Raw genomic sequence first — 25,457 nt, 5'->3', positions numbered from 1 at the left:
TTGCTTTTTTTATGGCAGTTGATTTTGTGAACTATTTAATATTTTTAATAACAATAATTAATGAATGTGACCTATTTATCATTTATCTGTCCTTACCTACCTTTTATCTCTTAAAGGTGGATTTAAGTGCATTTTAGACGGAAATTGGTATTAAACATGAAAACAATCACGAAAATAACGTTCATCTTATTAATATAATGATTTGATTTTACTGATTTAAAATTAAAGACCTTTAAGGGTTTTATAAAAATAATTTGTAAAATCAATGCTTAATAAAAATTAATCAAAATGTTCGTTAAAACAAAAAGATTTGTGCATATGGAGGACTGTATGCAACAAGCACATAATGACTTACAGTCTCGCGCGATAGGGCCGAGTGTTGTCCAACCTCATTTGTTCAACTTCGAGCGTAGCTTTCCATCTTGCGCTCAGACAAAGCATAGCTTTGTTCATCTTCGCTCAGGATTTACGTTAGTTGAGCTCATTATCACGATCGCTGTTTTAGCCATCATTGTTTTAATGGCAGCTCCTTCATTTGCAACCATGTATAGCCGACAAAAGCTTGAGTCTTCAGCACGTGAACTGGTGATGAAAATTTCAGAAGCTCGTAGTCAAGCTGTTTTGTTACGACAAAGTACAGGAGTCTGTTTAGCCTCTTTATCCGACGATGATTGTGCTACAGCCATCGCCATTCCAAAAGCAGAAACACAAAGAATCTTTATTGCAGGTTTAGATCATGGTGTGACCAGTGCTAATAATTCCTCGACCACTCTTAGCTTTAGACGAAATGGCAGCCTTGCTGCGCAAAAGAATTTTATTTTAGAACGGAAAAACCTTTCTTACTGTATTCAGGTCGGGGTGATTGGCGATACCACAATCAAAGAGGGAGCTTGCACATGAAGATTCAAGAACAGAAAGGTGTCGGGCTGGTGGAGGTATTGGTTGCTCTGGTTTTATTGGCAATCAGTGTATTGGGTTTTGCTGCTTTGCAGTTAAGAGCAATTGATTCCAGTCTTGAGGCGAATAAGCAGGTCTTGGCAACCACCATCGCACGGGATCTTGCAGAACGTATGAGAGCGAATCCGCAAGCAACTCGTGCAGGAAAATATAAGGTTAAAGCAGTCGAAGTTCCTAAAACTGATGTTTCAGCTGTAGCAGATAAACCTGAAAAAATTGCCCTACAAGATTTACAAAATGCGGCACTAGAAGCAAAAAATAATGGGATGAACCTTGCCGTCGATCAGTGCCCGACTGGAAATAATCGACAATGTATTTATGTCGCGTGGGATCAGACTAATTTAGCAGGTGATCAAGGCATCGCAGCATGTATTAAAGATGGTGCTTATGTTTCTGGATCACATTGTCTATTCTTGGAGGCATATTGAAATGAAAATAGGCCTCTTAAATCTAAAACATAGTAAGGGTCAGGCAGGATTTACGCTGATTGAGCTGATGATTTCACTGACATTGGGTTTGTTGATTGTCGCTGCTGCGATTCAACTTTTCATTACAGGGATCACCAGTTATAAGCTACAAAAAGCGATGGCACATATCCAAGATAATGCGAGTTTGGGGTTGAACTTTATTGTTGATGATATTCGCAAAGCAAACTTAAGCTCTCCAGTTCCCGCGATTAATGACCAAACAGCTTATGCGGGTATTTTACTCAGCTCGAATAATGTGGGTGAAAAAATTGACCTGAATTGTACGGATTGTTTCTCGAATAATCAGATTGCTAGTTTTGGCAATGCCAATGTTACTGGACTAACCAATGACCAATTGCTGATTCGTTATCAAGCACCTCAAAGTGGGCTCGATTGCTCTGGTCAAGATGTTGTAAGTGGTACCTTTGTGGTACAGCGCTATTATGTGGGATCGACATCAACGGATTTACGCCAATCTTTGCGTTGCCAAGCTGCACAATACACACAAACGGTATTAGATACAAAAACGGCAACAGATCGCTTGAAATTAGCTTGGGGCTCAAGTCAGATAATTTTGCCAAACGTAGATCTTTTTCAGATCCGTTTGGGCTATATGGATGGCGACTTGAACAGTGCAAATAGTACGCTGGCCTATACCGATACTAAAAATTATATGGCATTGACTGCAACCAAAAAAAATATTGATGGCGTAACACAGGCCGTTCGGCCTTATGTGCATGCCATTCAAATTGGGGTGTTGGTCCGTTCTGACGATAAGACAGGTGATCAGTCTGTGATTAAACAAAGGAACCAAGAACCTTTCCAAGTATTGGGTACCAAGGTCAATTTGAAGCCAGCTTCTCAAGATAATTATTTAAGACAGGTCGTTGATCAAACCATCTCTTTAAGGAATGCAATGGGGTGGGTTTCCGAAGGTTGTGATAGTAGCAAAAACACAACCTGTACCAATGGAGGGGCTGGGACATGAAAAATGTTGAACGAGGATCGACATTAATCATTGTACTTATGATTGTACTGATGATTATGGTCATTGGAACATTGGCAATTCGCCAGAGTACAAGCTCCTTAAAACTGGTGAGTAATAACCAAATGCAAACTCTGTTGGCGCAAAATGCTGATGCTGCGTTAATGTCTTTTCAAGATCCAAATACTCAGCAAAATTTGGCTTCTGCAAATGGTATTGTCGGTTTTTTTAAAAATGAAGATAACTGGAATAAAGAACTGGTTTTTTGTTTCAAAGGCAATACCCCGTTTGATTTGTCCAATGCCAGTTGGTTGTACTGGCAAAATACGACGAAGCAGAAACAAGTCATGGCAACAGGTGGTGGAGCATGCCATGCCTCGGATGTTTCTGGTGGGCGTTCGCAGGTAGTGACTCAGGTACATATCAAGAGAGCAATGTCGGTGACTCAGCCATTCTCCGATTTAGCTCGTGGAACAGATGTGACCAATGCCAAAACAGAAAATAGTATGCGATTACGTGTATATGTCACATCGGTTATGAAAGGCCTCTTAGCAAATCCTGATACAGATTTATTTGATGCAGATACAGGGTGTTTAAATAAGAGTATTGAGCCACCTTCAGGGGTGAAAGGAATCGTTCAATGCCTTAAAGATAAGAACATCCTATATAGTACACAAGTAGCAGAATATCGCTTCTTATCTGACTTTGAACCTTAGGGCTCATAAGGGAGAAATGGACATGAACAATAATAAGATATCAAAACAAATAGATACTTTAAGACTCAAAAAGCTTAAAAAAACTCAAATCAGTGTGGTCTTGACCAGTATAGTTTCCTGCTGTTTTTTTATCTCAACGTCATCTCATGCCAGTGATATCGAGATTTATCGACAAGGTAGTGCCGGTGGAGACAGCACAATTATGCTGATGGTTGACTTGTCTCAGAGTATGGGGGCAGATGCTATTGCTGACTTGCAACGAGACTATCCACTTTGCCTAAGTGGTAATTTGCTTGAGGGCGTCAAGGGAGTGCTTGGTAATGTTGCAACTGTCAATATTAACCTCCTTAATCTGGTTAAAGTAAACACTGGTACGACACCTGATAGTGGTTATTGTGATATCCCGGCCTTATTAATTACTCAGATATTGGAAGGTGTGGATGGGATAACAAACCCAATCCTAGGCGCAGATTTATTGGGTTTAAAAGGATCTGTTCAATATATTAAAGATAGTTGTGAACCGATCAAGGATCCAACTTTGGGCATTATTCAGAGCTACCGTTGCTATAATCGTCTGCGCCGTATTAAACAAGCCGTTGTTGATGTGATCGATGGCAACCCTGCAAAAGGGATTGAACCTTTATCAGCAAATATTTCAGTTGGAGTATCTGTATTTCCTGCAACGAAAGCGGGAGGTGGGAAAAATGAGCTTGCAGGTATGATTGCCGTCGAAGCCAAAAAGCTTGATACCACACAACGAGAAAAAATTAAAACGACAATTGCGAATCTAAGCAGTGCTGACCCTGTTGGCAGTATTACAGGGAGTTTAAGAACGTTGGTTAATCAATTGCTTGCGGTGAATGTATTAGGAGCAGTTGATACGATTGGTGTGCTGCTTAGAAACCTTGGAGGTAACTTAAATAGCTTGTTGGGTTTAAGTACACCAACAGCAACGGCTTATGCCGAAACTGGTGCTTATTTACTCAGTACGACGACAAAAGGGACAGGATCGAAAGAGTTCGGTCGGGTGGTTAATTTTAGTATCCTTTCCACACGATTTTATAAATGTTCTGATTCTAATATTGATATTTATGGAAAATGCTTAGATTGGGGAACACCCGAAACAATTGTACTTGGTATTGGAAGTTACCCAAGTTGGTACAAGAATAAAGAATATGATTGGTCACCGGGAGGAGGCTTATTGGGTGATCTGCTGGCTGGGGTGTTAGGCGGAGAGAAAATCTTCTATAAGTATGATGATACTCTGAAAACAATTTCTCCCTATAGTGGTTTTGATCAATCCACGGCTGTAAGTAAGTCTTCAGTAGACTCGAATCTCTATAATGGTCCAAGTTTAAATACAGCGTCACAATGTGGCGGGCATGGCTTATATGTATTAACAGGTAGTATTCCAGACTTAAATCAGAATCTATTGGGTTGGTTAGCTGGTTCGCAACGAGAACCCTTAAGTAATATAAGTAACCCAGTACAAAAGCTAATGACACGCTCATTAAATAGTTCTAATACAGCAGTCTTCAATTGTGGCTCTGTACCAGCTGGGTGGGCAAATGGTTCAGCTTCAGCGACTTGGTCATGTATTGCAAATTACGCTGGAGCATTAAAAGATGAGAACTATCAAAATAAGAACAAGGCTGTCAGTATTAAAACCGCTGTGGGTGGGATTGGGCGTGATTTCGCTCATATTCCCAGTGCAAAAACAGTGAGTGATTTGGGAACAATTACTGCACCGAAGACAGTTCTATCTACGGTACTTAATCTAGTACAAGGACTTTTAGGTGTTGTAGATACATTATTACAACCCCTTGGTGCGGTTCTGAAGTTGTTAGGTTTAGACCTTAATTTGACACAAACACTTGATCAGCTAAAAAAAGCTTTAGGCAATATTGTACCGATGCCTTTACCCGCGGATGATACGGCCAATCTGGCTCGTTGGGGGGTGTATGGTGGTGGTGGATGGTATCAGTTATCAGATACCAAGAGTATTTCTGAAAGTATCATTGACTTTAGTCAGCATCTGGTAGAAACCAAGTCAGATGCCTTTTTGGGTTTGCAAACAATTCCTGCGGATCCCCTTACTCCATATCAACTTAGCAGCGAGGTTTATAACAGCATTTTTATTCCTTCGGATAAACAAAGTTGGAATGGAAATTTAAAAAAGTATTCAGTTTTGACGGAAAATGAAACAAGTGGTGGAAGCATCATTCGTTTGAAAGGTAGTGTTGATTTCAAAGATCAGTGGAATGGAGGGCATACAGAAAAGGCCGATGGTTCTGAATTGTTGATTGGAGGAGCACTTGACCAATTAAAAACTTTACGCCCGCAACAAGTCGATAGTTCAACACGTCAATTGTGGATTAATCGCGATTGTCAGAAAAATAGTGATAAAAAATATACATTTAATGAAAGTAAAACCCTAAAAAAAATCAATGTCGATTCACAATACTTGGCTGATTCTAGTGTGGCGCGCTGTAGTTTATCTGCAACAGAGAAAGACCCTTATGCTGGCTATCTAATGAATTTGTTAGGTTATAAAGTAGACCCACTGACTGCGACTGGAAATGAACTGGCTCAGAGCGAACCATTTTGGCAACTTGGAATGCCTTTGCATTCTACACCATTAAAAATTACCCAATTTGCTAAGTTCCAAACGAACGGCACTATAGATCGAGATGATTATATTGTGTTTGGATCGACGCAAGGTTTATTGCATATCGTTGATGCCAGTACAGGTAAAGAGAAGTTTGCTTTTGTTCCAAATGAAATGCTGGAGGACAGTGAGCAAAGAAAAGCCTTTACACGGGACTTAGGTTTGGGCTGGAAAAATATGCCTTATGGTATTGATGGTGCTTGGACAGCTTATACTGAATATGTATATGGTATGAAAGATGGAAAGGTTCAGGCCACCGTTGGTCAAATTGAAACTGGGACCAATAAACCTCAAGGGAAACAGGTTTTGTATGGCGGGTTAAGAATGGGTGGGCAGAGTTACTATGCCTTGAATTTACAAGATATTACAAGTCCAAGTTTAAAATTTCATATCGATCCTAAGAATCAAAAAATTATTAATGCATCTGGCGTTACCACCGTTACAGCCTTGCAATACATGGGACAAAGCTGGTCTAAGCCAACCCTTGCATATGTGAATTGGCAAGGACAGCGTAAGCAGGTCATGTTTGTTGGGGGGGGATATGATACAGGCTATGAGATTAAAGACTATAATCCAGCTACGGCAACGAAAGGTGCTGGTGTTTATATGTTTGATGCAAATAATGGCGATCTGCTCTGGTGGGGTGGAGCAAATGCGATTAATAAAAATGATGCAGTAAAAGAAAATAGTTTAAAAATTGACACGATGCAGTTTAGTGTTGTTAGTCGTATTAATGTTGCGGACCGTAATGGGGATGGTTTGGTGGATCATCTATATTTTGGAGATTTAGGCGGACAAGTCTGGCGCGTTGATTTAAATCCAGTAATGAACACATCAGGAAAGGATTTTGCGATACGTGCGACGCGGTTATTAAATTTACATAAAGCAGATGGGAGTAGCCCAAGATTTTATGATGCACCAAGTTTTAGTATTTATGGATACGAGAAACCACTGGCTGTGTTAAGTATTGCTTCAGGTAATCGTAGTTTGCCAGCAACAGATACCAGCTCAGGGGCAATTTATAATATTTTTGATCAAGATGTGACTCGAACAGATCTATATGCAAGTACATTTAGTGCACTAACGACGGATCTCGATTTAACAACGGCCGGACAATCATTGGGTAGCCTGCTCACCACTGAAGATGTAAAAGACAAGAGTGTTGAGCAAGTCAAGGCATTGATTCCAAATGGATGGGCGATATCTTTTGATCAAGGGAAAAAGGTCATGGATGAAATGGCTGTCATTAATAAGAACTTATATGCCAGCGTATATAATCCAGGAGAAACACCAACCTGCCCAGTTCAAGTTCGTGGTGAAACTCAAGTTCATCGCTATTGTTTGCCTTTTGGTGTGTGTGAGCAAAAACTCCAAACAGGTCAAGCGAATAACTTTTTAGCAGGGAAAGGGATTATTGCTTTAAATGTTGGTGCAGCCGGTACAGACTCAAATACGAAGTTACAGTCACGTGGTTTAATTCAAAGTGGTAGTAGCTCTTCGAATGTAACGCCAGTGAGTCAAATGCGCCGTCAACTTGTGCCATTAAAATGGTATGAAAATAATGAATAAACAGAAAATAGAACAATTTGATTATGAGAGGATGGGGCAGTATAACGCTCATCCTTTAACTAAGGATTACCTACTTTATCATGCTAGAAAAAACGGTAAAATTTCAGGTTTTACTCTAATTGAACTGATGATTACGGTTGCGATCGTGGCAATTATTGCAGCCATTGCAATCCCAAGTTATGACGCTTATATCCGTCGTGCAGATTTAGCGACAGCACAGCAAGAAATGCTCAAAGTTGCTGAGCTTTTGGAAAAACATCGGGCACGCAATTTTAGTTATGATAGTTTTGTGCTGAAAGGAACTGCGACGAATCAAGGTGCTTACTACACCGTACCTAGCGCAACCAACACCACCTTGCTTCTACCTTTGACAGCAACGAGTGCTAACCAAAAATTCACGTTAACATTAACGGTAAATACTCAGGCGTGGTCATTAAAAGCCGTGAGTCAAAGTCCGAGGAATTATTCCTTGTTATTAACCAGCACAGGTCTTAAGTGTAAGACCAAAACGGCTGCAAATATCACGACATCAAGCTGTGGCAATGAGGCTGAAGACTGGTAACTCAGCAGATTTTATAAATTAAATTCAGAGCTGTGGATAACCCAAAATTTAATCTTTCTTTCAAAGCAAATATAACGTAGAATATTGCCCTCTATGAAAGGGGTTTGAAGTGTTGCCGATGGTCGGCGCAGGGATAATCCGTAAAAATTATAAGGTTGTTCTCATGGTTGTTATTCGTTTAGCGCGCGGTGGTGCAAAAAAACGTCCATTCTATCAAATCATTGTAACTGATAGCCGCAATGCACGTGATGGTCGTTTCATCGAGCGTATTGGTTTCTTTAACCCAACTGCACAAGGTAAAGCTGAAAAAGTTCGTTTAGATGCTGACCGTTTTGCTCACTGGGTTGCTCAAGGTGCTCAACCTTCAGATCGCGTTGCTTCTTTAGCTGCTCAAGCTAAAAAAGCTGCAACTACTGCATAATTGTAGTAGGTAGCCCATGACATCGACACAGAATGTGCCAGAAGATCGTATTCAGATTGGACAGTTACGTTCAGCTTATGGATTGAATGGGTGGCTCTGGGTTTACTCTAATACAGAACCTATGAGCAATATGTTTGACTACCTTCCTTGGTACATTGAAACCAAGGCAGGTTGGCAAACTATTGATGTAAAACGTTGGAAACCACATGGCAAAGGCTTGGTTGTTGCATTAAAGGACGTAAATGATCGTACTGGTGCAGAAAATCTGGTTGGCGCGAATATCTGGATTGCCAAATCTCAGCTTCCAAAAGCAGATGTAGACGAGTATTACTGGTCTGATCTTAAAGGTCTAACGGTGTTAGGTCTTGATGATGAAGAACAAGAAGTCAATCTCGGTCAAATCTACGAACTGTTTGAAACAGGTGCCAATGATGTCATGGTCGTAAAAGCGACGCCTGATAGCATTGATGCTGAAGAGCGAATGATTCCTTGGCATAAAGATGTGGTACAACGCGTTGATCTTGAAGCTGGTCGTATTTACGTCAATTGGGGCGTAGACTACTAATCCTTTCGGGGAAGGTAGCGCAGCAGGAAAATAAAGGAGTCTGCGGTGTTTTTTGCAGTCATCACATTGTTTCCTGAAATGTTTGAAGCGATTACAGCGCACGGGATTAGCGGGCGTGCAGCAAAGCGTGACATCGTGCAAGTGACTTGCATTAACCCACGAGATTTTGCTGAGGGCAACTATAAACGAGTGGATGAACGTCCGTTCGGTGGTGGTCCAGGTATGGTGATGATGGCTGAGCCGTTGGCACAAGCAATTAACCATGCCAAACAACTTGCAACACAAGCAGGCTGTGTTCATGCGCCAGTGGTGTATATGTCACCGCAAGGCAAAACCTTAAATGAACAGGCAGTACAACAATTCGTTGATTATGATGGTTTGATTGTATTGTGTGGGCGTTATGAAGGGGTCGATGAGCGTTTAATCCAGCATTATGTTGATCAAGAATGGTCAATTGGGGATTACGTCTTATCGGGTGGTGAACTTCCTGCGATGGTATTGCTCGATAGTATTATTCGTCGATTGCCAAATGTCATGTCTGACGAGCAATCTGCGATACAAGATTCTTTTGTGGATGGTTTACTGGATTGTCCACAATATACCAAGCCTGACTGTTTCGAAGGGTTGGATGTGCCTGAGGTACTTAAATCAGGACATCATGCCAATATTGAGAAATGGCGTTTTTTGCAGCGTTATCAACGTACTTTAGATCGTCGACCAGAATTGGTAGAAAAAGTAGAGTTGAGCAAACAGCAAATTAAATGGCTAAAAGATTCGCAAGGTTAAACTGGTATCAGTTTGTCTTTGTACCCAACGAGAAGCTTTGCTTCGAGTTTTACTTAAACTTGGTTTAAGTTAAAAATAGGCTCTTTAAAGCAATTTTGCTCTAAAGGGAAAGTTAAACGGGAGATATGCGCTTTAGCCTCTATTCCCAGCGGTGTCAGAGACCTCTTCTCTCCCGCACATATTGGAGATTCCACATGAGTGGTAAACATCCTTTAGTTCAAGCTGTTGAAAATGCACAGTTAAAATCAGACATCCCTGCTTTTGCACCGGGCGATACAGTTATCGTTCAAGTTAAAGTAAAAGAGGGTGACCGTGAGCGTCTTCAAGCATTTGAAGGTGTTGTAATCGCGAAGAAAAACCGTGGTTTAAACTCTGCTTTCACAGTTCGTAAAATCTCTAGCGGTGTTGGTGTTGAGCGTGTTTTCCAAACTCACTCTCCAATCGTTGCTAAAATCGAAGTGAAACGTCGTGGTGACGTTCGTCGTGCTAAACTTTACTACCTACGCGAGTTGTCTGGTAAAGCTGCACGTATTCGTGAAAAGTTACCAGCTCGTAAACAAGGTTAATTTTAACTTTGTTGTAAAGCAAGAAAATGCGCCTTTGGCGCATTTTTTTATGTCTGTTTGTGGCTAAAAGCCAATCCTTTTTTAAATCCTAGACCGAGTTTTGCTAAAATAGGTCTTTATGCTTTGATTTTTCTTTTATGAAAAAAAGTTCTTATCGTCATTTGAGCGGTGTTTTCCTATTAAATAAACCTTTAGGTTTAAGTTCTAATTCTGCATTACAAAAAGTGCGCCGTCTGTTCAATGCACAAAAAGCAGGGCATACAGGTGCGCTCGATCCATTGGCGACAGGTTTATTGCCGATCTGTTTAGGCGAAGCGACCAAGTTTTCACATTACTTACTGGACTCAACCAAACGTTATCAAACTACGGTCAAATTAGGGCAAACCACAGCGACAGGTGATGTTGAAGGCGAAATCCTTCAGCAGAGAGAAGTGCCGGCATTGAGCGAAGAACGAATTGAACAAATACTTGAGCAATTCCGTGGTGATATTCAGCAAGTGCCACCGATGTATTCGGCCTTGAAACGTGATGGTCGTCCACTCTATGAGTTGGCACGTAAAGGGATCGAAATTGAGCGTGAGGCACGCCCAGTCACCATTTATAACTTAAGCTTGCTTGGCTTTACTGAAGATAGTTTGACATTGGATGTGACTTGTTCAAAAGGCACTTATATCCGTGTATTAGGTGAAGATATCGGCGAGGCTTTGGGCTGTGGTGGCCATTTAACTAAATTGCATCGTACCCAGACAGGCCATTTTGAGATTAATCCAAGTTATACCATTGAATATCTCGAAAGCCTTACCCAAGAACAACGCGATGCCTTATTACTGCCAGTCTATGCACCTGTTGAGCATTTTCCTCGTGTGCAATTGCCTGAAGGCCGTGGAAAGTATTTTGGTAACGGTCAGGAAAGCAATATTGATCATGAAGCTGCAGCTGAAGTGTTGGTGTTCGATGGAGAGCGCTGTTTAGGCTTGGCTGAAATCACTGATAAAAAACGTCTAGTACCAAAACGCTTGTTAAATTTATAAGAGTATCGTCAATGGAATGGGAACTGATTCTAACCTTAGTGTTCTTTGCTTTTTGTGCAGGAACCATTGATGCTGCCGTAGGTGGTGGCGGTTTGATTCAGATTCCTGCATTGATGGGAGCTTTACCGCAAACTGCACCTGCAACCTTATTTGGTACCAATAAGTTGGCCTCCATTTGTGGAACAGGTTCTGCGGCTTTTTCATTTGTACGCCGTGTCAAATTGCAATGGTCATTACTCGGTGTGATTGCACTATTTGCCTTTATCAGCTCATTCATTGGGGCGGCCTGTGTATCTTTGGTGCCAACCCATATCCTAAGGCCGATTGTTTTGGTCATGCTGATCGTGATTGCGATTTATACCTTTATGAAAAAGCAATTCGGGCAAGTGCACATCGATCAAAAAATCACGCCAAAGTTACTGGTGCTGGCTGCGATGGGTAGTCTAGCGATTGGTTTCTATGACGGTATTTTTGGTCCAGGGACTGGCAGTTTCTTTATTTTCTTTTTTATTCGTTTCTTGCAAGTTGACTTTCTACATGCTTCGGCATTATCAAAGATCGGCAACTTCATGACCAATCTGGCAGCACTCAGCTTCTTTATTCCGACAGGTCATGTGCTTTTTGCCTTGGGAATGATGATGGCGGTTGCCAATATTGCAGGCTCGTTATTGGGTGTCCGTTTGGCTCTAAAATACGGTAGTGGCTTTATCCGTATTTTATTCTTGATACTGGTGAGTATTTTGATCTGTCGTTTGGGTTATCAAATTATTACAGGATAGCGGCTTAGATCTAACTAAGCTTTTCCACCGCGTAAGGTAACACCAATCGAAGCCACCATAATGCAAGCCAAAGCCACCCACTGAATTAAGCTAATTCGCTCATGCAGCAGTACTAGACCTGCTAAGGCTGCCAATGCAGGCGCAAGGCTGGAAAGCGTCCCATAACTGAGCTTAGTTAGCCGTTTGAGTGCCATTAAATCCAGAGCATAAGGAATCGCAGTTGCCATTAGGGCAATCACCAGTGCTTTGCCCCAATATTGAGTATCTAGGAGCACTGGCGCGTTATTCCATAGACCAAAAGGCAGTAAGGTCAGAGCGGATAGACCAATAGCAATCGTTAGCGCATGCATGCCAATATTTTGCTGTACCACGCGATGCCCATAATAAATATATAAGGCCCAAAAGAATCCTGCACCCAGCGCACAGGCTGCACCGATATAGGAAAAGTGCTGGGCATGAGCATCGTTCCACGGCACCATTAAAGCAATGCCTAAAATCGCAAATGCTACCCAAATATAATCACTGCGCTGTTTAATCGAGAGTAAGGCCAAACCCAATGGACCGATAAACTCTAAGCCCACCGCAATCCCTTGGGGTAACTTACCCAAAGAGGTATAGAACAGAATATTCATACAACACAAGGCTGCGCTATAACAGAGTAAATCTCGCCATTTTAGCTCCTTCAATTTGGAAATGATTTTCCATGAACGGAACATGATCGCCACCAGAATGGTCGCAAAACACAGTCTTAAAATTGTCACTGTCAGTGGATCAAGCGTGGCGATTAATTGCTTGGCAAAGGATGCGCTGATCTGATAAGACAGCATGGACAATACCATGTACAGCACGGCAACTAATTGGAGATTTTTCATCTAAGATCTCCAAGATAAGCGAGAGCGTTTTTCTGATGTTGAGGCAAGATCATTTATTTGGCCTCTTTTTGCTGTCGAGCCTGTTGCGTGGTAAAGGTACAGCCAATCGAGGCAATAATAATGGTGCCCAATGCTAACCATTGATTCCAAAGTAACATTTCACCTAAGAATATAAAGCCTGAGAGGGCGGCAACCGCAGGTTCTAAGCTCATCAAGGTACCAAAACTCAGCGGGGTTAAACTACGCAAGGCAATCATTTCTAGGGTAAAGGGCAGGGCGCTGGCTAATATCGCAAGACCAATAAAATAGTATAAGTTTGGCAGTTCAAATACCCGATCGATGGCGCCTGAAAATAGCGCGAAAGGTAGTAAGCAGAGCATACCAATACTCATGCCTAAGCAAACGGTGTGATTACCAGAGATGCCTGACGGTTTTTGCCCCGCAATAATATACAGTGCCCAACACGCACCTGCACTAATGGCAAAGAATACGCCAAGCATGTCGAGACCTTGCTGTGCCTGTTGCAAAGGAAAGAGCAACATTAAGCCCAGAATGGCACAGCCAACCCAGATGAAGTCATATTTCTGCCGAGCATGATACAGCGCCACACTTAAGGGGCCGATAAATTCAAAGGCAACAGCTAAACCAAGAGGTAAGCGTTCAAGCGATAAATAGAACAGGGCATTCATCCCTGCAAGGGCGACGCCATAAGTCAGAATCGCTTTCCAGCGAACCACTTTGAAATTAATGGTCCAGATTTTAAAAATCACCGCCAATATGATCGCACCAAAAAACAGGCGCATGGCGGAGACGGTCAATACAGGAAAGCTTTGAAACAGGACTTTGGCCAAAGAACCACTGCCTTGTACACACAACATGGCAATCATCAACAGCAATAAAGCATGTAGTGGTGTTTTCAGCATTGGGGTCGACATTTTATTATTTAACAGTTGGTATAATATTCACATAATAAGTCAAACGCCCATAAAAAAGCCACAGCATCAACTGTGGCTTTTCGACATTATTCTAAATATTGCTTAGAACAATACCCGAACGCGGATGGTGCCTTCAACGTGGTTCAAAGTATCAAGCGCTTCTTGAGATGCAGATGCGTCAACATCCATCACCAAGTAACCGATATCACCTTTTGTCATTAACGACTGACCAGAGATGTTGATGCCTTGTTCAGCGAACAATGTATTGATTTTCGATAACACACCCGGAACGTTTTTGTGGATGTGCAGCAAACGGTGCTGACCATCAGAAAGTGGTAATGCGATTTCTGGGAAGTTCACCGCAGAAAGGGTCATACCTTTGTCTGAATAAGCAACGAATTTTTCAGCCACTTCTAAACCGATGTTTGCTTGCGCTTCCATGGTCGAACCACCCACGTGTGGGGTTAAGATCACGTTATCTAAACCGCGAAGTGGAGATAGGAACTCTTCACCATTAGCTTTTGGTTCTTTCGGGAATACGTCAACCGCTGCACCAGCAATGTGACCTGATTTAATTGCATCTGCTAAATCTTCGATCACCACACATGTACCGCGTGCTGCGTTCAAGAAGATTGAGCCTTTTTTCATTTTCGCGAATTGTTCTTTTTTGAAGAAGTTACGCGTTGACGGAACATCTGGAACGTGTAGCGTTACCACATCCGCAGTTTCCAAAAGTTCATCTAAAGAGCCAACTTGACGTGCATTACCTAATGGTAATTTAGTCACAGCATCAAAATAGATGACTTTCATACCTAAGCTTTCTGCCAAAACAGAAAGTTGTGAACCGATCGAGCCGTAACCGACGATACCTAAAGTCTTACCACGAGTTTCAAATGAACCCACCGCAGCTTTATTCCAACCGCCCGCATGTGTATCTTTCGATTTTTCAGGTACACGACGAAGCAACAGAATTGTTTCAGCAAGAACTAATTCTGCAACCGAACGTGTATTTGAATACGGTGCGTTGAATACAGGGATACCACGAGACATCGCCGCTTTTAAATCGACTTGGTTTGTACCAATACAAAAGCAACCGACTGCGATCAGTTTGTTCGCAGCTTCAAAGATTTCTTCAGTTAATTGCGTACGGGAACGAATACCAATGAAGTGAGCATCTTTAACTGCTTCTTTCAAAGCATCGCCTTCAAGCGCAGTTTTGTGATAATCGATGTTGGTATAACCCGCTGCATTTAAAGTATCGATGGCATTTTGATGCACACCTTCTAACAGAAGGAAACGGATTTTGTCTTTAGGTAGTGATAGATGTTGGCTCATTACGGCTCCGCTACAAAGGCCAAAATTTAGTTGCAGTACTATAGCATAGAGCTTTGAGATATAAATATTTGGTTTAAAATTAGCACAGCAGAATTATTGATAATTTTTCAGTTGAAGCTGAATTTTATTGGTTATACACATTTTGTTATTACAGTATCTTTATCCTAAGCTTTATCCCGTGCCTGCTTCTATGTAAAATGCAGAGATCTGATAGTCAAATCTGAAAACATCAGGTTTGCGCTGTTCTGCCGAGTTTCTATATGTTGAATACTGCATTTTAAGATATTGAAAAATATTGTGTTGTTATTCAAATGCTCTATCTTTACTTCTTGCTAGGCCTGTAAACGATGAATGCTTCAGTCGCTTTAACACCTGAGTTATTGACCCAATTAACGGTAATTGTGGGTGAAAACCGAATTAAAACCGATGCCGACAGTTTGGAAAATTGGGGACGTGATCATACCAAACATTTTGATCCGAACCCATCAGTCATCGTTTTCCCTTCAAGCACTGAACAAGTTCAGGCCATTGTTAAACTTGCCAATCAATTTAATGTCGCGATTACCCCATCGGGCGGTCGTACCGGCCTTTCTGCGGGCGCGGTCGCAACCAATGGCGAGATCGTGATTAGCTTTGACAAGATGAACCAGATTCTTGAGTTCTACCCAGCGGATCGTATGGTACGCGTACAAGCAGGTGTGGTGACTGAGCAATTACAGAATTATGCCGAAGAACAAGGCATGTACTATCCAGTCGATTTTGCTTCAGCGGGTTCAAGCCAGATTGGCGGTAACATCGGGACCAATGCCGGCGGCATTAAAGTCATCAAGTACGGCATGACCCGTAACTGGGTACTTGGCTTGACGGTAGTGACAGGTAAGGGTGATGTGCTGCGTTTAAACAAAGGCATGATTAAGAATGCGACAGGTTATTCGCTGCAACACTTGTTTATTGGTGGTGAAGGGACATTGGGTCTAGTGACTGAAGCTGAAATCAAGCTTGAGCGTCAGCCACAGAATTTACAGGTATTGGTTCTCGGTGTGCCTGATTTTGATGCCGTGATGCCGGTACTCCATGCTTTCCAAAATGCAATTGATCTGACTGCTTTTGAATTCTTTGGTGAATTGGCAATGCAGAAAGTATTGGATCGCGGTCATGTACAGCGTCCATTTGAAACGCAATGCCCGTTCTATGTCTTATTGGAATTTGAAGCACCATATGAACCAATCATGGACAAGGCAATGCAGATTTTTGAGCATTGTATGGAACAAGGTTGGGTGATTGATGGTGTGATGAGCCAAAGTCTTGAACAGGCTGAAAGCTTATGGCGTTTGCGTGAAGATATTTCAGAATCGATTGCGCCGTTTATTCCATACAAAAACGACATCTCTGTATTAATTACCCATGTACCTGCATTTATTGCGGAAATTGATGCGATTGTTGCGGATAATTATCCTGACTTTGAAATTTGCTGGTTTGGTCATATTGGTGACGGTAACTTGCACCTCAATATTTTAAAACCTGAAAATCTGACCAAAGATGAGTTCTTTGCCAAGTGTCAGGTGGTGAATAAATACGTGTTTGATACCGTGAAAAAATATGATGGTTCGATCTCTGCCGAGCACGGTGTGGGTATGACTAAGAAGCCATATTTAGAGTATTCGCGTTCGCCTGAAGAAATTGAATATATGAAAGCATTGAAGTTGGCGTTTGACCCGAATGGGATTATGAACCCGGGCAAATTATTTGATCTTTAATACTTGATTAGATAAAAGAAGTTTTGCTAAAAGCGTATCGAAAGATGCGCTTTTTTGTTATTAGGAAAGAATAAATGATAGAAAAACAAATGATTTGTCAGGGATATATTTGCTTACATCGTAAAGACATTGCTGCTGACTACGTTGATTTTAATAACAAGAATAATGATTTATATATCAGTATGATCTTATTTATGAAAATAGAAGATTCAACTCATATGATACGCTTATATTTGAAAGATGAAGAAAAGAAAATTCTGAATGAGTTTTTGGTCTGTGAAATCCTATTTGGGCAAATCCTAGATGAAATTATTTTGATGAAAAATTATTCAGTATTGGATTTTCAAGGTAAAAGTGTAGGGACAGCGTATATAACAACAATTAAAGAATAAACGGCAATAAAAAATTATTTCTTGTACGCTTTCCAACCTGTCAAAATATGATAAATCAGCGGTAAAAGACAAAGTGCAAAGAAGCTGCAAATCGCAATAGCCCAGACAGATATATTCTGTGGATTGCCCAAAAAGAAATAAGCAAAAACCGAATAAGACAGCATCCCAAACATCGCCATTGTGCCGAGTGGAAGGGTAATTCTAAAAATTAAGACGTTAGCAAAGGCTTTGTAAGGCTCCATATTCCGATTCAAAGCATAGGCAATAATCATGACCAAGATATAACCCATAATAAACAGCATAAACAGGGTAGCGGCAAACAGTAAACCCGTGCGCCAACTCTTTTCTTGTGCGGAATGATCACCCGCCTCATAAACGACCTGAATATGGTCTCCGACTACAGGCACATCACCTGAACGGACTGAATTATCCAAGACCAATGTTCTGTTTTGATCATCTTTGAATTGCATCTGAGCCGTATGCATTAAAGTTTGGGTTTTATATTTACGCCCGTTGGAATCCGTACGTTCGGTATCGACCCATTCAGAGGTATAGCTCACAATGGTTGCATCGTAGCTCGGTTTGGTTGCTAAACCAAATACAGCTTGCGACACCCAAAAAGTAAAAGGAAAAAATAAAGAACTGATGCTAAGTACCACCACAAATAAATAAGCAAATTCAAACTTACTGCTGTCACGATTCTTAGCTAAACGTTTTAGCCAAAACTTTGTCAGCACAAAAGACCAGACACATAAGATCGCAACCACCACCAAGAAAATCTGTCCAGCATAAGTCAGTTGCATGCATGATCCTATTTGTTATATTGAATAGAGATTGATTTTATCAAACGATAATTTTTTTAAAATCAAATTAATGAGTACGGTAAAAAATAGTATTGTTTCTCACAAGTATAAATTTTTAAATAATGAAGTCATCGCAATGAATATCCATCACGAAATCGAAAAACTATTTCAACAACGCCAAGATATCCCATTATTTTATATTGAAAGTGGTAGCCGTTTATGGGGCATGGCCAGTCCTGATAGTGACTATGATGTACGCGGTTTTCATCTACCGAGTAAAGACCAATATTTTGATTATAAAAAGCATCGTGACTTGATCGAGATTATGGATGGGGACTTTGACTTTGTCTCTTATGACCTGAATAAAATGTTTGGGCTGTTGGCAAAAAGCAACCCTACTGTTTTAGAGTGGGTCAGAGCACATATTGTCTATTTTAATGCCTTTCCAGAATGGCAGCTCTTTCGTGATGGCTTGCTTGAGCGAATCGACTATAGCGCGTTGTATCACCACTATTTATCATTAGCGAATGGTGGCATGAAAGTGATGCAAACCGCAGATAACTTTACTTATAAAAAAGTGTTTTATTCGATTCGTGGCTTGATGTCGGCTGAATTGGCGACCCAAGAACAGATGCCTGAATTATTGATTACCGATCTGTTTGCGCAAGTGGATGCAAACGATCCATTACGGCATTGGGCGGAAGATTATCTGGAGATTAAAAAGCAGCAACAAGAAAAAGCACAGCTACCCCAAGCGGAACAAGCTGCGATTCTTCAACTGTTGCAAAGCAAGATAGAGCAACTGGCAGCAAAGTCGATGCCGAAGGCGGATCGTCGTGCCAGTTTGGAAGCCTATTTAACAGATTATAGCCGTTATTTAAAACAGCATTACTATCAGTAGAACCATGCATTTATTCATCAGCTGGGTTCGACTTAAATATTTAATGATTTCATATTTTGTCGGACTCAGCTGTATGGTGTTATCTGTTAAATCCCACTGTTGAGAATACGGATTTTTACATCGGCAACATGGTCTTTGGTCGCTTCAAAATGTTGCTGCATATGGGCAGTTTGCATATGCGCTTCTAAATGAGCAGTACTCTGCCATTTCTCTAACATGACAATCGTATTCTCATCAGTGGCCTGCATCTCAATTGCAGGAAGATGATCAATCAATGGCTCATAGCCATGACAGCCGTCTTCTGCCAGTACCGTTGGAATAATTTTTTCAAAGGCATCTAAAACGGCTTGGCGATGTTCAGCGCCTGCATGTGTATAAATTTCAGCAATAATGGTTAGCATCTTATTTTCTCACTTAATGGCTTGCTGCAAAAAGCTGGTCTAAATGTGCTTTGTACGCTTCGATATAACTTGGCACATTTGGCGCCTTGATGACATCATTCACAATAAATGTTGGTAGTGAGTCCATACCCAAGAACTGATTGGCTTTATGGAAAGGTAGGTAAACGCCATCCACACCAACGCCTTGGAAGAACTGGTCTGGATCAGTAAAGGCTTCCATCGGTGCATTCCATGTCAAAGACAACATGTATTTTTTACCTTGGATTAAACCACCTGAACCATATTTTTTAGAGGCATCTGAACGGCTGCGGCCATCACTGGCATAAAGTGAGCCATGTCCGATGGTGAAGATGTCATCGATGTATTTTTTCATGGTCCAAGGTGCACCCATCCACCAACCTGGCATTTGGTAAATCACCACATCTGCCCATAGGTATTTGGCAATTTCGGCTTGAATGTCATAGTCACTATCGGTACGCGTAACTTGTACCTGATGACCTAAGGTGCTTAGATGTGCTTGAGAAAACTCGGTCAGTGTGTCGTTCAACTCACCATTCGAATGTTCAAATTGTTTGGCGCCATTAATAATTAAAATATTGCTCATGGGATTACTCAAAAATAAATCTCTAAAAACTGGAAAGTATTTTAGAAAATCTATTCATGAGTAAAAATGCATAAATGAGCAAAATACTATTGATCAAAAATCAATAATTAAACTATTCAGCTTTGGATTTTTTCGCTTTATACCAGCGACGAGCTCCCCATAAAATCGCAATCGCTACATACAGCGGCCACAGCATCACCAGCCAAATGAGGGTTTCTCTAAAGCCATATAATCCCACTTTAATGGCTTCCCAAATTCGGCTGAATAACGGATCACTGTCTAAGGTGGCAATACGGTTGATATTGAGATCATGGCTTTTACGCACTTGTGATTGTTGGAAGAATTCCAGTCGAATGGTGCTATAGGCCAAGCGGTCTTTGACTTCTAAATTGGTCAGTTGCTGTAGCTGATTGTTCACTGCATTTGATCCGCTGTTACTTTGATTGGCAGTATTCAGTTTTTCTTCGAGCAATTTTAATTCATAACGCTTGGCTTCATAACTCTGGGTATTAAAGTTCAGCATGAGTGGCAATAAATTATTTAAAAAGCTGGTCACCTGTGCATTAGGGATACGTACCGTGAGTTGCACGGTGGGGGTGATCTTTTCATAAATATCGACACTGCCATCAATACGGTCACGTTCAGATCGGTCACTGACTTGATAATTAATCTGCTTTTCTTCGATATAACCATTGTATTGCAATAACTGCTGTTCCAGTGCTGATGTGGTTTTTAATACATCTTTCACTTCAAATTGTAATTGTGCGCTTTTCACCAATTGGCGATTTTGTTCCAAAGCACTTTGTTGATTGCTGAGCAATTGCTCTGGATTTTGAACGGCATTTTCTTGAACAGCAGTACTATCCATTGCCGCACTTTCAGTCGCAACAGCAGCCTCATTTTCCGCCTGGTCTGGATGTTTTGAACAGGCAGCCAAAGTGCTGCCCAAGATTAAAATAATGCTTAAATTTTTCGCTAAATCTGACATATCGGCATGTCCAAAGTAAGGTGGTTTTGATGTTATAAACTGTGTTTTTTTAATCATTTGTTATGATCATCATCTTGAATGATGACAACAAATTTAATGCACGCCACATACATTTTGTTGCGTGGCCATTCAGTTTTGCATAGTAGCATAAATGAGCTAAATGGATTGGATGGGTACAAAATGTATAAAATTGCGATGATCTTTGGATCTGCTTTATTCCTCACGGCGTGTAATCAACCAACAGCACCATCGCAGCAACAAGCAGCCGTGCAAAAGAGTACGGTAATGCATGCGGTCTTATCGGATCAGCCCGATCTATTTCATGAAGACAGCAATTTAAAAATAGATCAGCAATTCAATAGTGCCGAGAATCCAACCGATGCACAGGTCACAGTTGAACAAGCTCAATTAGATGATTCGGTGATTGCGGTGCGGACAGAATATCAATTGAAACGAAATCAAGATGTTTGGAAAGTGGTCAATAAAAAGCAAAGCTATCAATGTGCCAGAGGAGAAAATACAGAGACTTTCCAATTTGATCTCTGCCCATAAGTATGGGTTCTATTTAGAGCTATGTATAAAATATCAGCAAAGATGTGGATAACTTTTTGGTTATGCACATCTCAATATGAGCGTTATCGGCTGTTTAAATTGCGGTCATTTTGAAAAAGTGCTACAGTTGCGCGTGGCAATTTAGCCAAACGGTAAAACATTTACCAATCTCACGTAAATAAATTGTTTTTCTTATATACACCTAGTGAATACGGTGTTTTCACATTTATCACATGCTTTCTCACAGCATGAAATCAAAATTTAATTTAAATCTAAGCCATAAAATCTTGTGGTGATGATCCCTTTTTCGTTTTGAAAAATGGGACGAACACGAGTTGGTTATTTTTGTGAATAAAACATGATGACGAATAATCAGAACATGACGTTAAACCGTATAACGCTCATGTTTCCTTTAGCTTTAGTGCTATTCGAATTTTCAGTTTATATCGGTAATGACTTGATTCAACCTGCGATGTTGTCGATTACAGAACAATTTGCAGTCAGTGCAACGTGGGCACCGTCGTCAATGTCATTTTATTTGTTGGGTGGTGCCAGTGTCGCATGGCTGTTGGGACCGCTTTCGGATCGTCTCGGGCGTAAAAAAGTACTGTTGGCAGGTGTGGCATTTTTTACGGTTTGTTGTTTGCTGATTTTATTGACGCACAATATTGAACAATTCCTGACCTTGCGTTTCTTGCAGGGTATGGGGCTAAGCGTCATTTCTGCGGTCGGTTATGCAGCCATTCAAGAAACCTTTGAAGAGCGTGATGCGATCAAAGTTATGGCACTGATGGCAAATATTTCTTTATTGGCGCCTTTACTAGGCCCTGTATTGGGGGCATTCCTGATTGATTATGTGTCATGGCATTGGGGTTTCGTCGCCATTGCTGCGGTGTCTTTTATCAGTTGGTTTGGCTTAAAGAAATTTATGCCTGCGACACAAGAAAGCCGTAAACAACCGAAGCAGCCTTTTAGTTATATTTTTGATGACTTTAAAAAGGTATTGAGCAACCGTCGTTTCTTGGGTTTAAGCATTGCCTTACCGATGGTGGGTATGCCGTTGATGTTATGGATTGCTTTATCACCAATCATTTTAGTTGATGAGCTGAAATTGAGCAGTGTGCAATATGGCTTGGCGCAGTTTCCTGTGTTCTTTGGCTTAATTGCAGGCAATATCATCCTGATCAAGATTATTGATCGTTTCCCGCTAGGTAAAACCATTCTATTTGGTTTGCCGATCATGTTATTGGGTACTGCATTCTTGCTGCTCGGTGTCATTTGGCAAAGCTATTTGGTGCCTTGTTTATTGATTGGTATGACCTTAATCAGTTTGGGCGAGGGGATTAGCTTCTCGGTGATGTACCGTTTTGCACTGATGTCTTCGGAAGTCTCAAAAGGAACAGTCGCAGCCGCGGTCTCGATGTTGATGATGATCAGTTATTTTGTCGTGATTGAATTGGTTCGTGTGCTGTATACGCATTTCCATATTTGGGCCTTTGCTTTAGCCAGTTTGGTCTTGATTTTATTCTGGTTTAGTTCACCACGCCATGCCTTGAAACAGCATATGCTGGCACGTCAGCAAGACGGGTTGAATTAATTATCCCCATCGACTGCTCACTTGATTTCTAAGGCGAGCAGTTTATTTTTTAATAGGACTAACTCAGGTAAGGTCTCGAGTAACAGACTCATTTGTTTTAACAGCAACGGGTGCTTTGCAGAGACCTGATGCTGTTGATTGAGGATCTCAATCTCTTCAAGCAAGCGTTCTACTTGCTGTTGCGGAATAGCGGCTTGTTCGATCAGACTTTGCTTGAGCACATTCTCAATTTTATCCAGTAGTTCTAACAACGCCTGATCTTCAATTTTTTCCCGTTGATGTCCTAAGGCCGAGACATAGCTGAGTTGGCTATGGCTATAGACCAAATAGCGAAAGGCATGCTGAATGAGTTCTTGATTAGGCTGAGGTTCGGTACTTAGACTTGAGATCATATTCGACAGCTCGATCTGGGCATTATGTGCTGCACGTCGAGTGGTTCGGTATTCCAGATCGAGTTCACGCCCTTGATGATATTGTTGTACCACCACATGAAAATAATCGAAGGTGGTTTGATTATTTTTCTTGATGTTGCTGGAGATATTGCGAAAATTCCAATCGGGCCAAATGAAATTGACCGCGAGCCATGCAATCGCACAGCCAATAAAAGTGTCAATAATGCGTGGCAGAATAATACTAAAACCTGCACCTTTTAAATTAAAAATCAATAACACCATCAAAGTAGCCATAACCGTGGCAAGTGCATATTTCTTTTGTCTTAAATAGAAGAATGAGACCCCACAGATGACGGTTAATAGCAATTGGCCTTCAATACTTGGCACAAAATAAAGAATGGGGATACCTAATAACACCCCGAGTAAAGTGCCAATGGTTCTCAGTTTAAGTCGGCTCTTGGTGGCAAAATAAGTAATTTGGCAAACAAATAAACTGGTGAGTAAAATCCAGTAGCCATTTTGAGCAAAGGGCAATAATGAAATGGCATAGCCAACCGCAAAGATCACAGCCAAACGCACGGCATGACGGAACAGCGCCGATTGTGGGCTGAGTTGTTGTTTGATTTTTAAAATTAGATCCTGCACACCCTGAATATCATCATCGAGTAAGTTCAAATGATCTTGATGTTGCTGCGGTGAAAGCTGTTCAATATTTTGATTGAGCTGCAGTTGAGCAAACTGCTCATGCACACTTTTTAAATTATTGAGGATCAATTCCAGATTTTTAACTTCAAGATTATGGGGATGTTGTTGCATCCAATCACGCATCGACAATTCTAGATTTTCTAGTGCTTTACTGGCAGATTCACGGGGCTGATAGCTTTGATGATCTAAGATTGCTTGGCTTAAATCATGACACGCCATGGCTTGAAGCTGCATATTTTTTTGAATACGGAAAATTAAATCACTGCGGCTAAAATTTTGATGAATCTTTTCATAATGCAGATAACTGGACGTGACCTGTTCATGCATGTCTTGAGCAAAATAATATAAGTTCAGCCAATAAATACTGGTGTTGTTAACCCGAGACGCTTTTAAGCGCGTCAGTAAGGAGTTTTTGGCTTGATTCAGGCTACTGACCACTTGGCTATTTTTGTGAGAAAGTTCGAATAGCAGTGTTTCAACATTATCAATATTATCTGGGTCGAATAAACGTGATTTGGCTTGAAGTAATTCAGCAAGATCCTGAAAAATAGTGGAAATCTTTTCTTGTAAAGGTAAGGTTGGGCGAATAACAAAAAATAAGATTGAAGTTAGTCCATACCACAAGGCACCCAATACAAAATAACTCGGTTGCTGATACCAATCTGGATATTCACTTAGACCGAACATGGTATAGATCGAAAGTAAAATTGTACCAAAGGAAATGGTGGCATAACGTTGCCCAAGCGCACCCATCATGACCAGTGCTGCACTGGAGAGGCTGAGATAGACAATGAACCAAAATTTATAGGGGGCAAGAAACTCTAAAATGGTACTGACCGTAAAGAACAGCACGCAGACATAGACCAGATTGCGTAAACGGATACTGAGACGATCATCAAAGTCGGTCAGTGCGGTCGCAATTGCCCCTAAGGTGACAGGAACAATCAGTTGCCCGAATCCAAGCTGATATAAACCTAAAGTGGTCCCACACAGTACAATCAGGATTTGTAGGCAATAAAGAACAATTGAGTTGGAGCGAAAGCGATTGAACAGGCGGGATAAATTTTTCACGATTCTTATTCTTTAGTATGTTCTGGATTCATCATACAAATAAATTTCCCAAAGGAAAGCATTGTTAACCAACAAGTAGC

General features: G+C 41.1%; 25 protein-coding genes. 17 read left to right on the top strand and 8 right to left on the bottom strand.

The window, feature by feature from the left end; translation table 11 throughout:
* Positions 1 to 330: 330 nt before the first annotated feature.
* From B2727_RS18755 to B2727_RS18700, 12 genes are all read left to right on the top strand, one after another.
* Positions 331 to 900, top strand: a complete 570-nt coding sequence (locus tag B2727_RS18755; protein ID WP_241345199.1) for a GspH/FimT family pseudopilin — start codon at positions 331 to 333, stop codon at positions 898 to 900.
* Positions 897 to 1,385: a type IV pilus modification protein PilV gene (gene pilV, locus B2727_RS18750; protein ID WP_033134533.1), complete on the top strand. Its 489-nt coding sequence runs from the start codon at positions 897 to 899 to the stop codon at positions 1,383 to 1,385. Before B2727_RS18755 ends, pilV begins: the two co-directional genes overlap by 4 nt.
* 1 nt (position 1,386) lies before the next feature.
* Positions 1,387 to 2,412 (top strand): PilW family protein, encoded by a 1,026-nt coding sequence (locus tag B2727_RS18745; protein ID WP_033134534.1) that lies wholly within the window; start codon positions 1,387 to 1,389, stop codon positions 2,410 to 2,412.
* Positions 2,409 to 3,125 carry a pilus assembly PilX family protein gene (locus tag B2727_RS18740; protein WP_033134535.1) on the top strand — a complete coding sequence of 239 codons (717 nt, stop codon included), beginning with the start codon at positions 2,409 to 2,411 and terminating at the stop codon, positions 3,123 to 3,125. The genes B2727_RS18745 and B2727_RS18740 overlap by 4 nt, the downstream gene beginning before the upstream one ends.
* A 22-nt stretch (positions 3,126 to 3,147) precedes the next feature.
* The gene (locus B2727_RS18735) at positions 3,148 to 7,362 is read left to right on the top strand and encodes a PilC/PilY family type IV pilus protein (RefSeq protein WP_241345198.1); all 4,215 of its coding nucleotides are present in this window, start codon (positions 3,148 to 3,150) and stop codon (positions 7,360 to 7,362) included.
* A 127-nt stretch (positions 7,363 to 7,489) separates the two neighbouring features.
* Positions 7,490 to 7,924 (top strand): type IV pilin protein, encoded by a 435-nt coding sequence (locus tag B2727_RS18730; RefSeq protein WP_096089488.1) that lies wholly within the window; start codon positions 7,490 to 7,492, stop codon positions 7,922 to 7,924.
* Positions 7,925 to 8,087: 163 nt separating this feature from the next.
* Complete coding sequence (gene rpsP / locus B2727_RS18725; RefSeq protein ID WP_004660208.1) at positions 8,088 to 8,345, top strand: 30S ribosomal protein S16; 258 nt, start codon at positions 8,088 to 8,090, stop codon at positions 8,343 to 8,345.
* A gap of 16 nt (positions 8,346 to 8,361) precedes the next feature.
* Positions 8,362 to 8,910, top strand: a complete 549-nt coding sequence (rimM, locus tag B2727_RS18720) for a ribosome maturation factor RimM (protein ID WP_004803983.1) — start codon at positions 8,362 to 8,364, stop codon at positions 8,908 to 8,910.
* Between the two features lie 45 nt (positions 8,911 to 8,955).
* The gene (trmD, locus tag B2727_RS18715) at positions 8,956 to 9,696 is read left to right on the top strand and encodes a tRNA (guanosine(37)-N1)-methyltransferase TrmD (protein WP_033134359.1); all 741 of its coding nucleotides are present in this window, start codon (positions 8,956 to 8,958) and stop codon (positions 9,694 to 9,696) included.
* Positions 9,697 to 9,890: 194 nt separating this feature from the next.
* The gene (gene rplS, locus B2727_RS18710; protein WP_004657502.1) at positions 9,891 to 10,262 is read left to right on the top strand and encodes a 50S ribosomal protein L19; all 372 of its coding nucleotides are present in this window, start codon (positions 9,891 to 9,893) and stop codon (positions 10,260 to 10,262) included.
* Between the two features lie 137 nt (positions 10,263 to 10,399).
* Positions 10,400 to 11,293 carry a tRNA pseudouridine(55) synthase TruB gene (gene truB, locus B2727_RS18705; RefSeq protein ID WP_033134360.1) on the top strand — a complete coding sequence of 298 codons (894 nt, stop codon included), beginning with the start codon at positions 10,400 to 10,402 and terminating at the stop codon, positions 11,291 to 11,293.
* Between the two features lie 11 nt (positions 11,294 to 11,304).
* A complete protein-coding gene (locus tag B2727_RS18700; RefSeq protein ID WP_033134361.1) occupies positions 11,305 to 12,072 on the top strand; it encodes a sulfite exporter TauE/SafE family protein in 768 nt (255 codons plus the stop codon).
* A gap of 14 nt (positions 12,073 to 12,086) precedes the next feature.
* Here the strand turns inward: B2727_RS18700 and B2727_RS18695 are convergent, their stop codons facing one another.
* The 3 genes from B2727_RS18695 to serA all read right to left on the bottom strand — a co-directional run bounded on the left by B2727_RS18695 (position 12,087) and on the right by serA (position 15,214).
* The gene (locus B2727_RS18695) at positions 12,087 to 12,944 is read right to left on the bottom strand and encodes an EamA family transporter (RefSeq protein WP_033134362.1); all 858 of its coding nucleotides are present in this window, start codon (positions 12,942 to 12,944) and stop codon (positions 12,087 to 12,089) included.
* A 53-nt stretch (positions 12,945 to 12,997) separates the two neighbouring features.
* Complete coding sequence (locus B2727_RS18690; RefSeq protein ID WP_033134363.1) at positions 12,998 to 13,879, bottom strand: EamA family transporter; 882 nt, start codon at positions 13,877 to 13,879, stop codon at positions 12,998 to 13,000.
* 102 nt (positions 13,880 to 13,981) lie between these two features.
* Positions 13,982 to 15,214 (bottom strand): phosphoglycerate dehydrogenase, encoded by a 1,233-nt coding sequence (gene serA / locus B2727_RS18685; RefSeq protein ID WP_004657532.1) that lies wholly within the window; start codon positions 15,212 to 15,214, stop codon positions 13,982 to 13,984.
* A 347-nt stretch (positions 15,215 to 15,561) separates the two neighbouring features.
* Between serA and B2727_RS18680 the strand changes: the two genes are divergently transcribed.
* On the top strand, positions 15,562 to 16,971 hold the full coding sequence (locus tag B2727_RS18680) for an FAD-binding oxidoreductase (RefSeq protein WP_033134364.1): 1,410 nt from the start codon (positions 15,562 to 15,564) through the stop codon (positions 16,969 to 16,971).
* Between the two features lie 74 nt (positions 16,972 to 17,045).
* Positions 17,046 to 17,363, top strand: coding sequence for a hypothetical protein (locus B2727_RS18675; RefSeq protein WP_033134365.1), 318 nt, complete (start codon positions 17,046 to 17,048; stop codon positions 17,361 to 17,363).
* Positions 17,364 to 17,377: 14 nt separating this feature from the next.
* Here B2727_RS18675 and B2727_RS18670 read toward each other — a convergent pair whose 3' ends face one another.
* Positions 17,378 to 18,166, bottom strand: coding sequence for a hypothetical protein (locus B2727_RS18670; RefSeq protein ID WP_033134366.1), 789 nt, complete (start codon positions 18,164 to 18,166; stop codon positions 17,378 to 17,380).
* A gap of 136 nt (positions 18,167 to 18,302) precedes the next feature.
* Here B2727_RS18670 and B2727_RS18665 point away from each other — a divergent pair, with 136 nt between their 5' ends.
* Positions 18,303 to 19,067, top strand: coding sequence for a nucleotidyltransferase domain-containing protein (locus tag B2727_RS18665; protein ID WP_033134390.1), 765 nt, complete (start codon positions 18,303 to 18,305; stop codon positions 19,065 to 19,067).
* Positions 19,068 to 19,153: 86 nt separating this feature from the next.
* Here the strand turns inward: B2727_RS18665 and B2727_RS18660 are convergent, their stop codons facing one another.
* The 3 genes from B2727_RS18660 to B2727_RS18650 all read right to left on the bottom strand — a co-directional run bounded on the left by B2727_RS18660 (position 19,154) and on the right by B2727_RS18650 (position 21,060).
* Positions 19,154 to 19,468, bottom strand: a complete 315-nt coding sequence (locus B2727_RS18660; protein WP_033134367.1) for a putative quinol monooxygenase — start codon at positions 19,466 to 19,468, stop codon at positions 19,154 to 19,156.
* Between the two features lie 13 nt (positions 19,469 to 19,481).
* The gene (locus B2727_RS18655; protein ID WP_033134368.1) at positions 19,482 to 20,072 is read right to left on the bottom strand and encodes an NAD(P)H-dependent oxidoreductase; all 591 of its coding nucleotides are present in this window, start codon (positions 20,070 to 20,072) and stop codon (positions 19,482 to 19,484) included.
* A gap of 112 nt (positions 20,073 to 20,184) precedes the next feature.
* A complete protein-coding gene (locus tag B2727_RS18650) occupies positions 20,185 to 21,060 on the bottom strand; it encodes a DUF4349 domain-containing protein (RefSeq protein ID WP_033134391.1) in 876 nt (291 codons plus the stop codon).
* Positions 21,061 to 21,240: 180 nt separating this feature from the next.
* Here B2727_RS18650 and B2727_RS18645 point away from each other — a divergent pair, with 180 nt between their 5' ends.
* Positions 21,241 to 21,612 (top strand): hypothetical protein, encoded by a 372-nt coding sequence (locus B2727_RS18645; RefSeq protein WP_033134369.1) that lies wholly within the window; start codon positions 21,241 to 21,243, stop codon positions 21,610 to 21,612.
* Positions 21,613 to 21,973: 361 nt separating this feature from the next.
* Complete coding sequence (locus B2727_RS18640) at positions 21,974 to 23,209, top strand: MFS transporter (protein WP_374755513.1); 1,236 nt, start codon at positions 21,974 to 21,976, stop codon at positions 23,207 to 23,209.
* Positions 23,210 to 23,226: 17 nt separating this feature from the next.
* Here B2727_RS18640 and yccS read toward each other — a convergent pair whose 3' ends face one another.
* Entirely contained in the window at positions 23,227 to 25,377 is a 2,151-nt protein-coding gene (gene yccS, locus B2727_RS18635; protein ID WP_033134370.1) for a YccS family putative transporter, read from the bottom strand.
* Between the last annotated feature and the right edge of the window lie 80 nt (positions 25,378 to 25,457).

Source organism: Acinetobacter sp. UBA991 (assembly GCF_002292065.1).
Classification (GTDB): Bacteria; Pseudomonadota; Gammaproteobacteria; order Pseudomonadales; family Moraxellaceae; genus Acinetobacter; species Acinetobacter higginsii.
The sequence above is the reverse complement of the archived record's forward strand: the minus strand, read 5'-3'. Positions and strand labels throughout refer to the sequence as shown.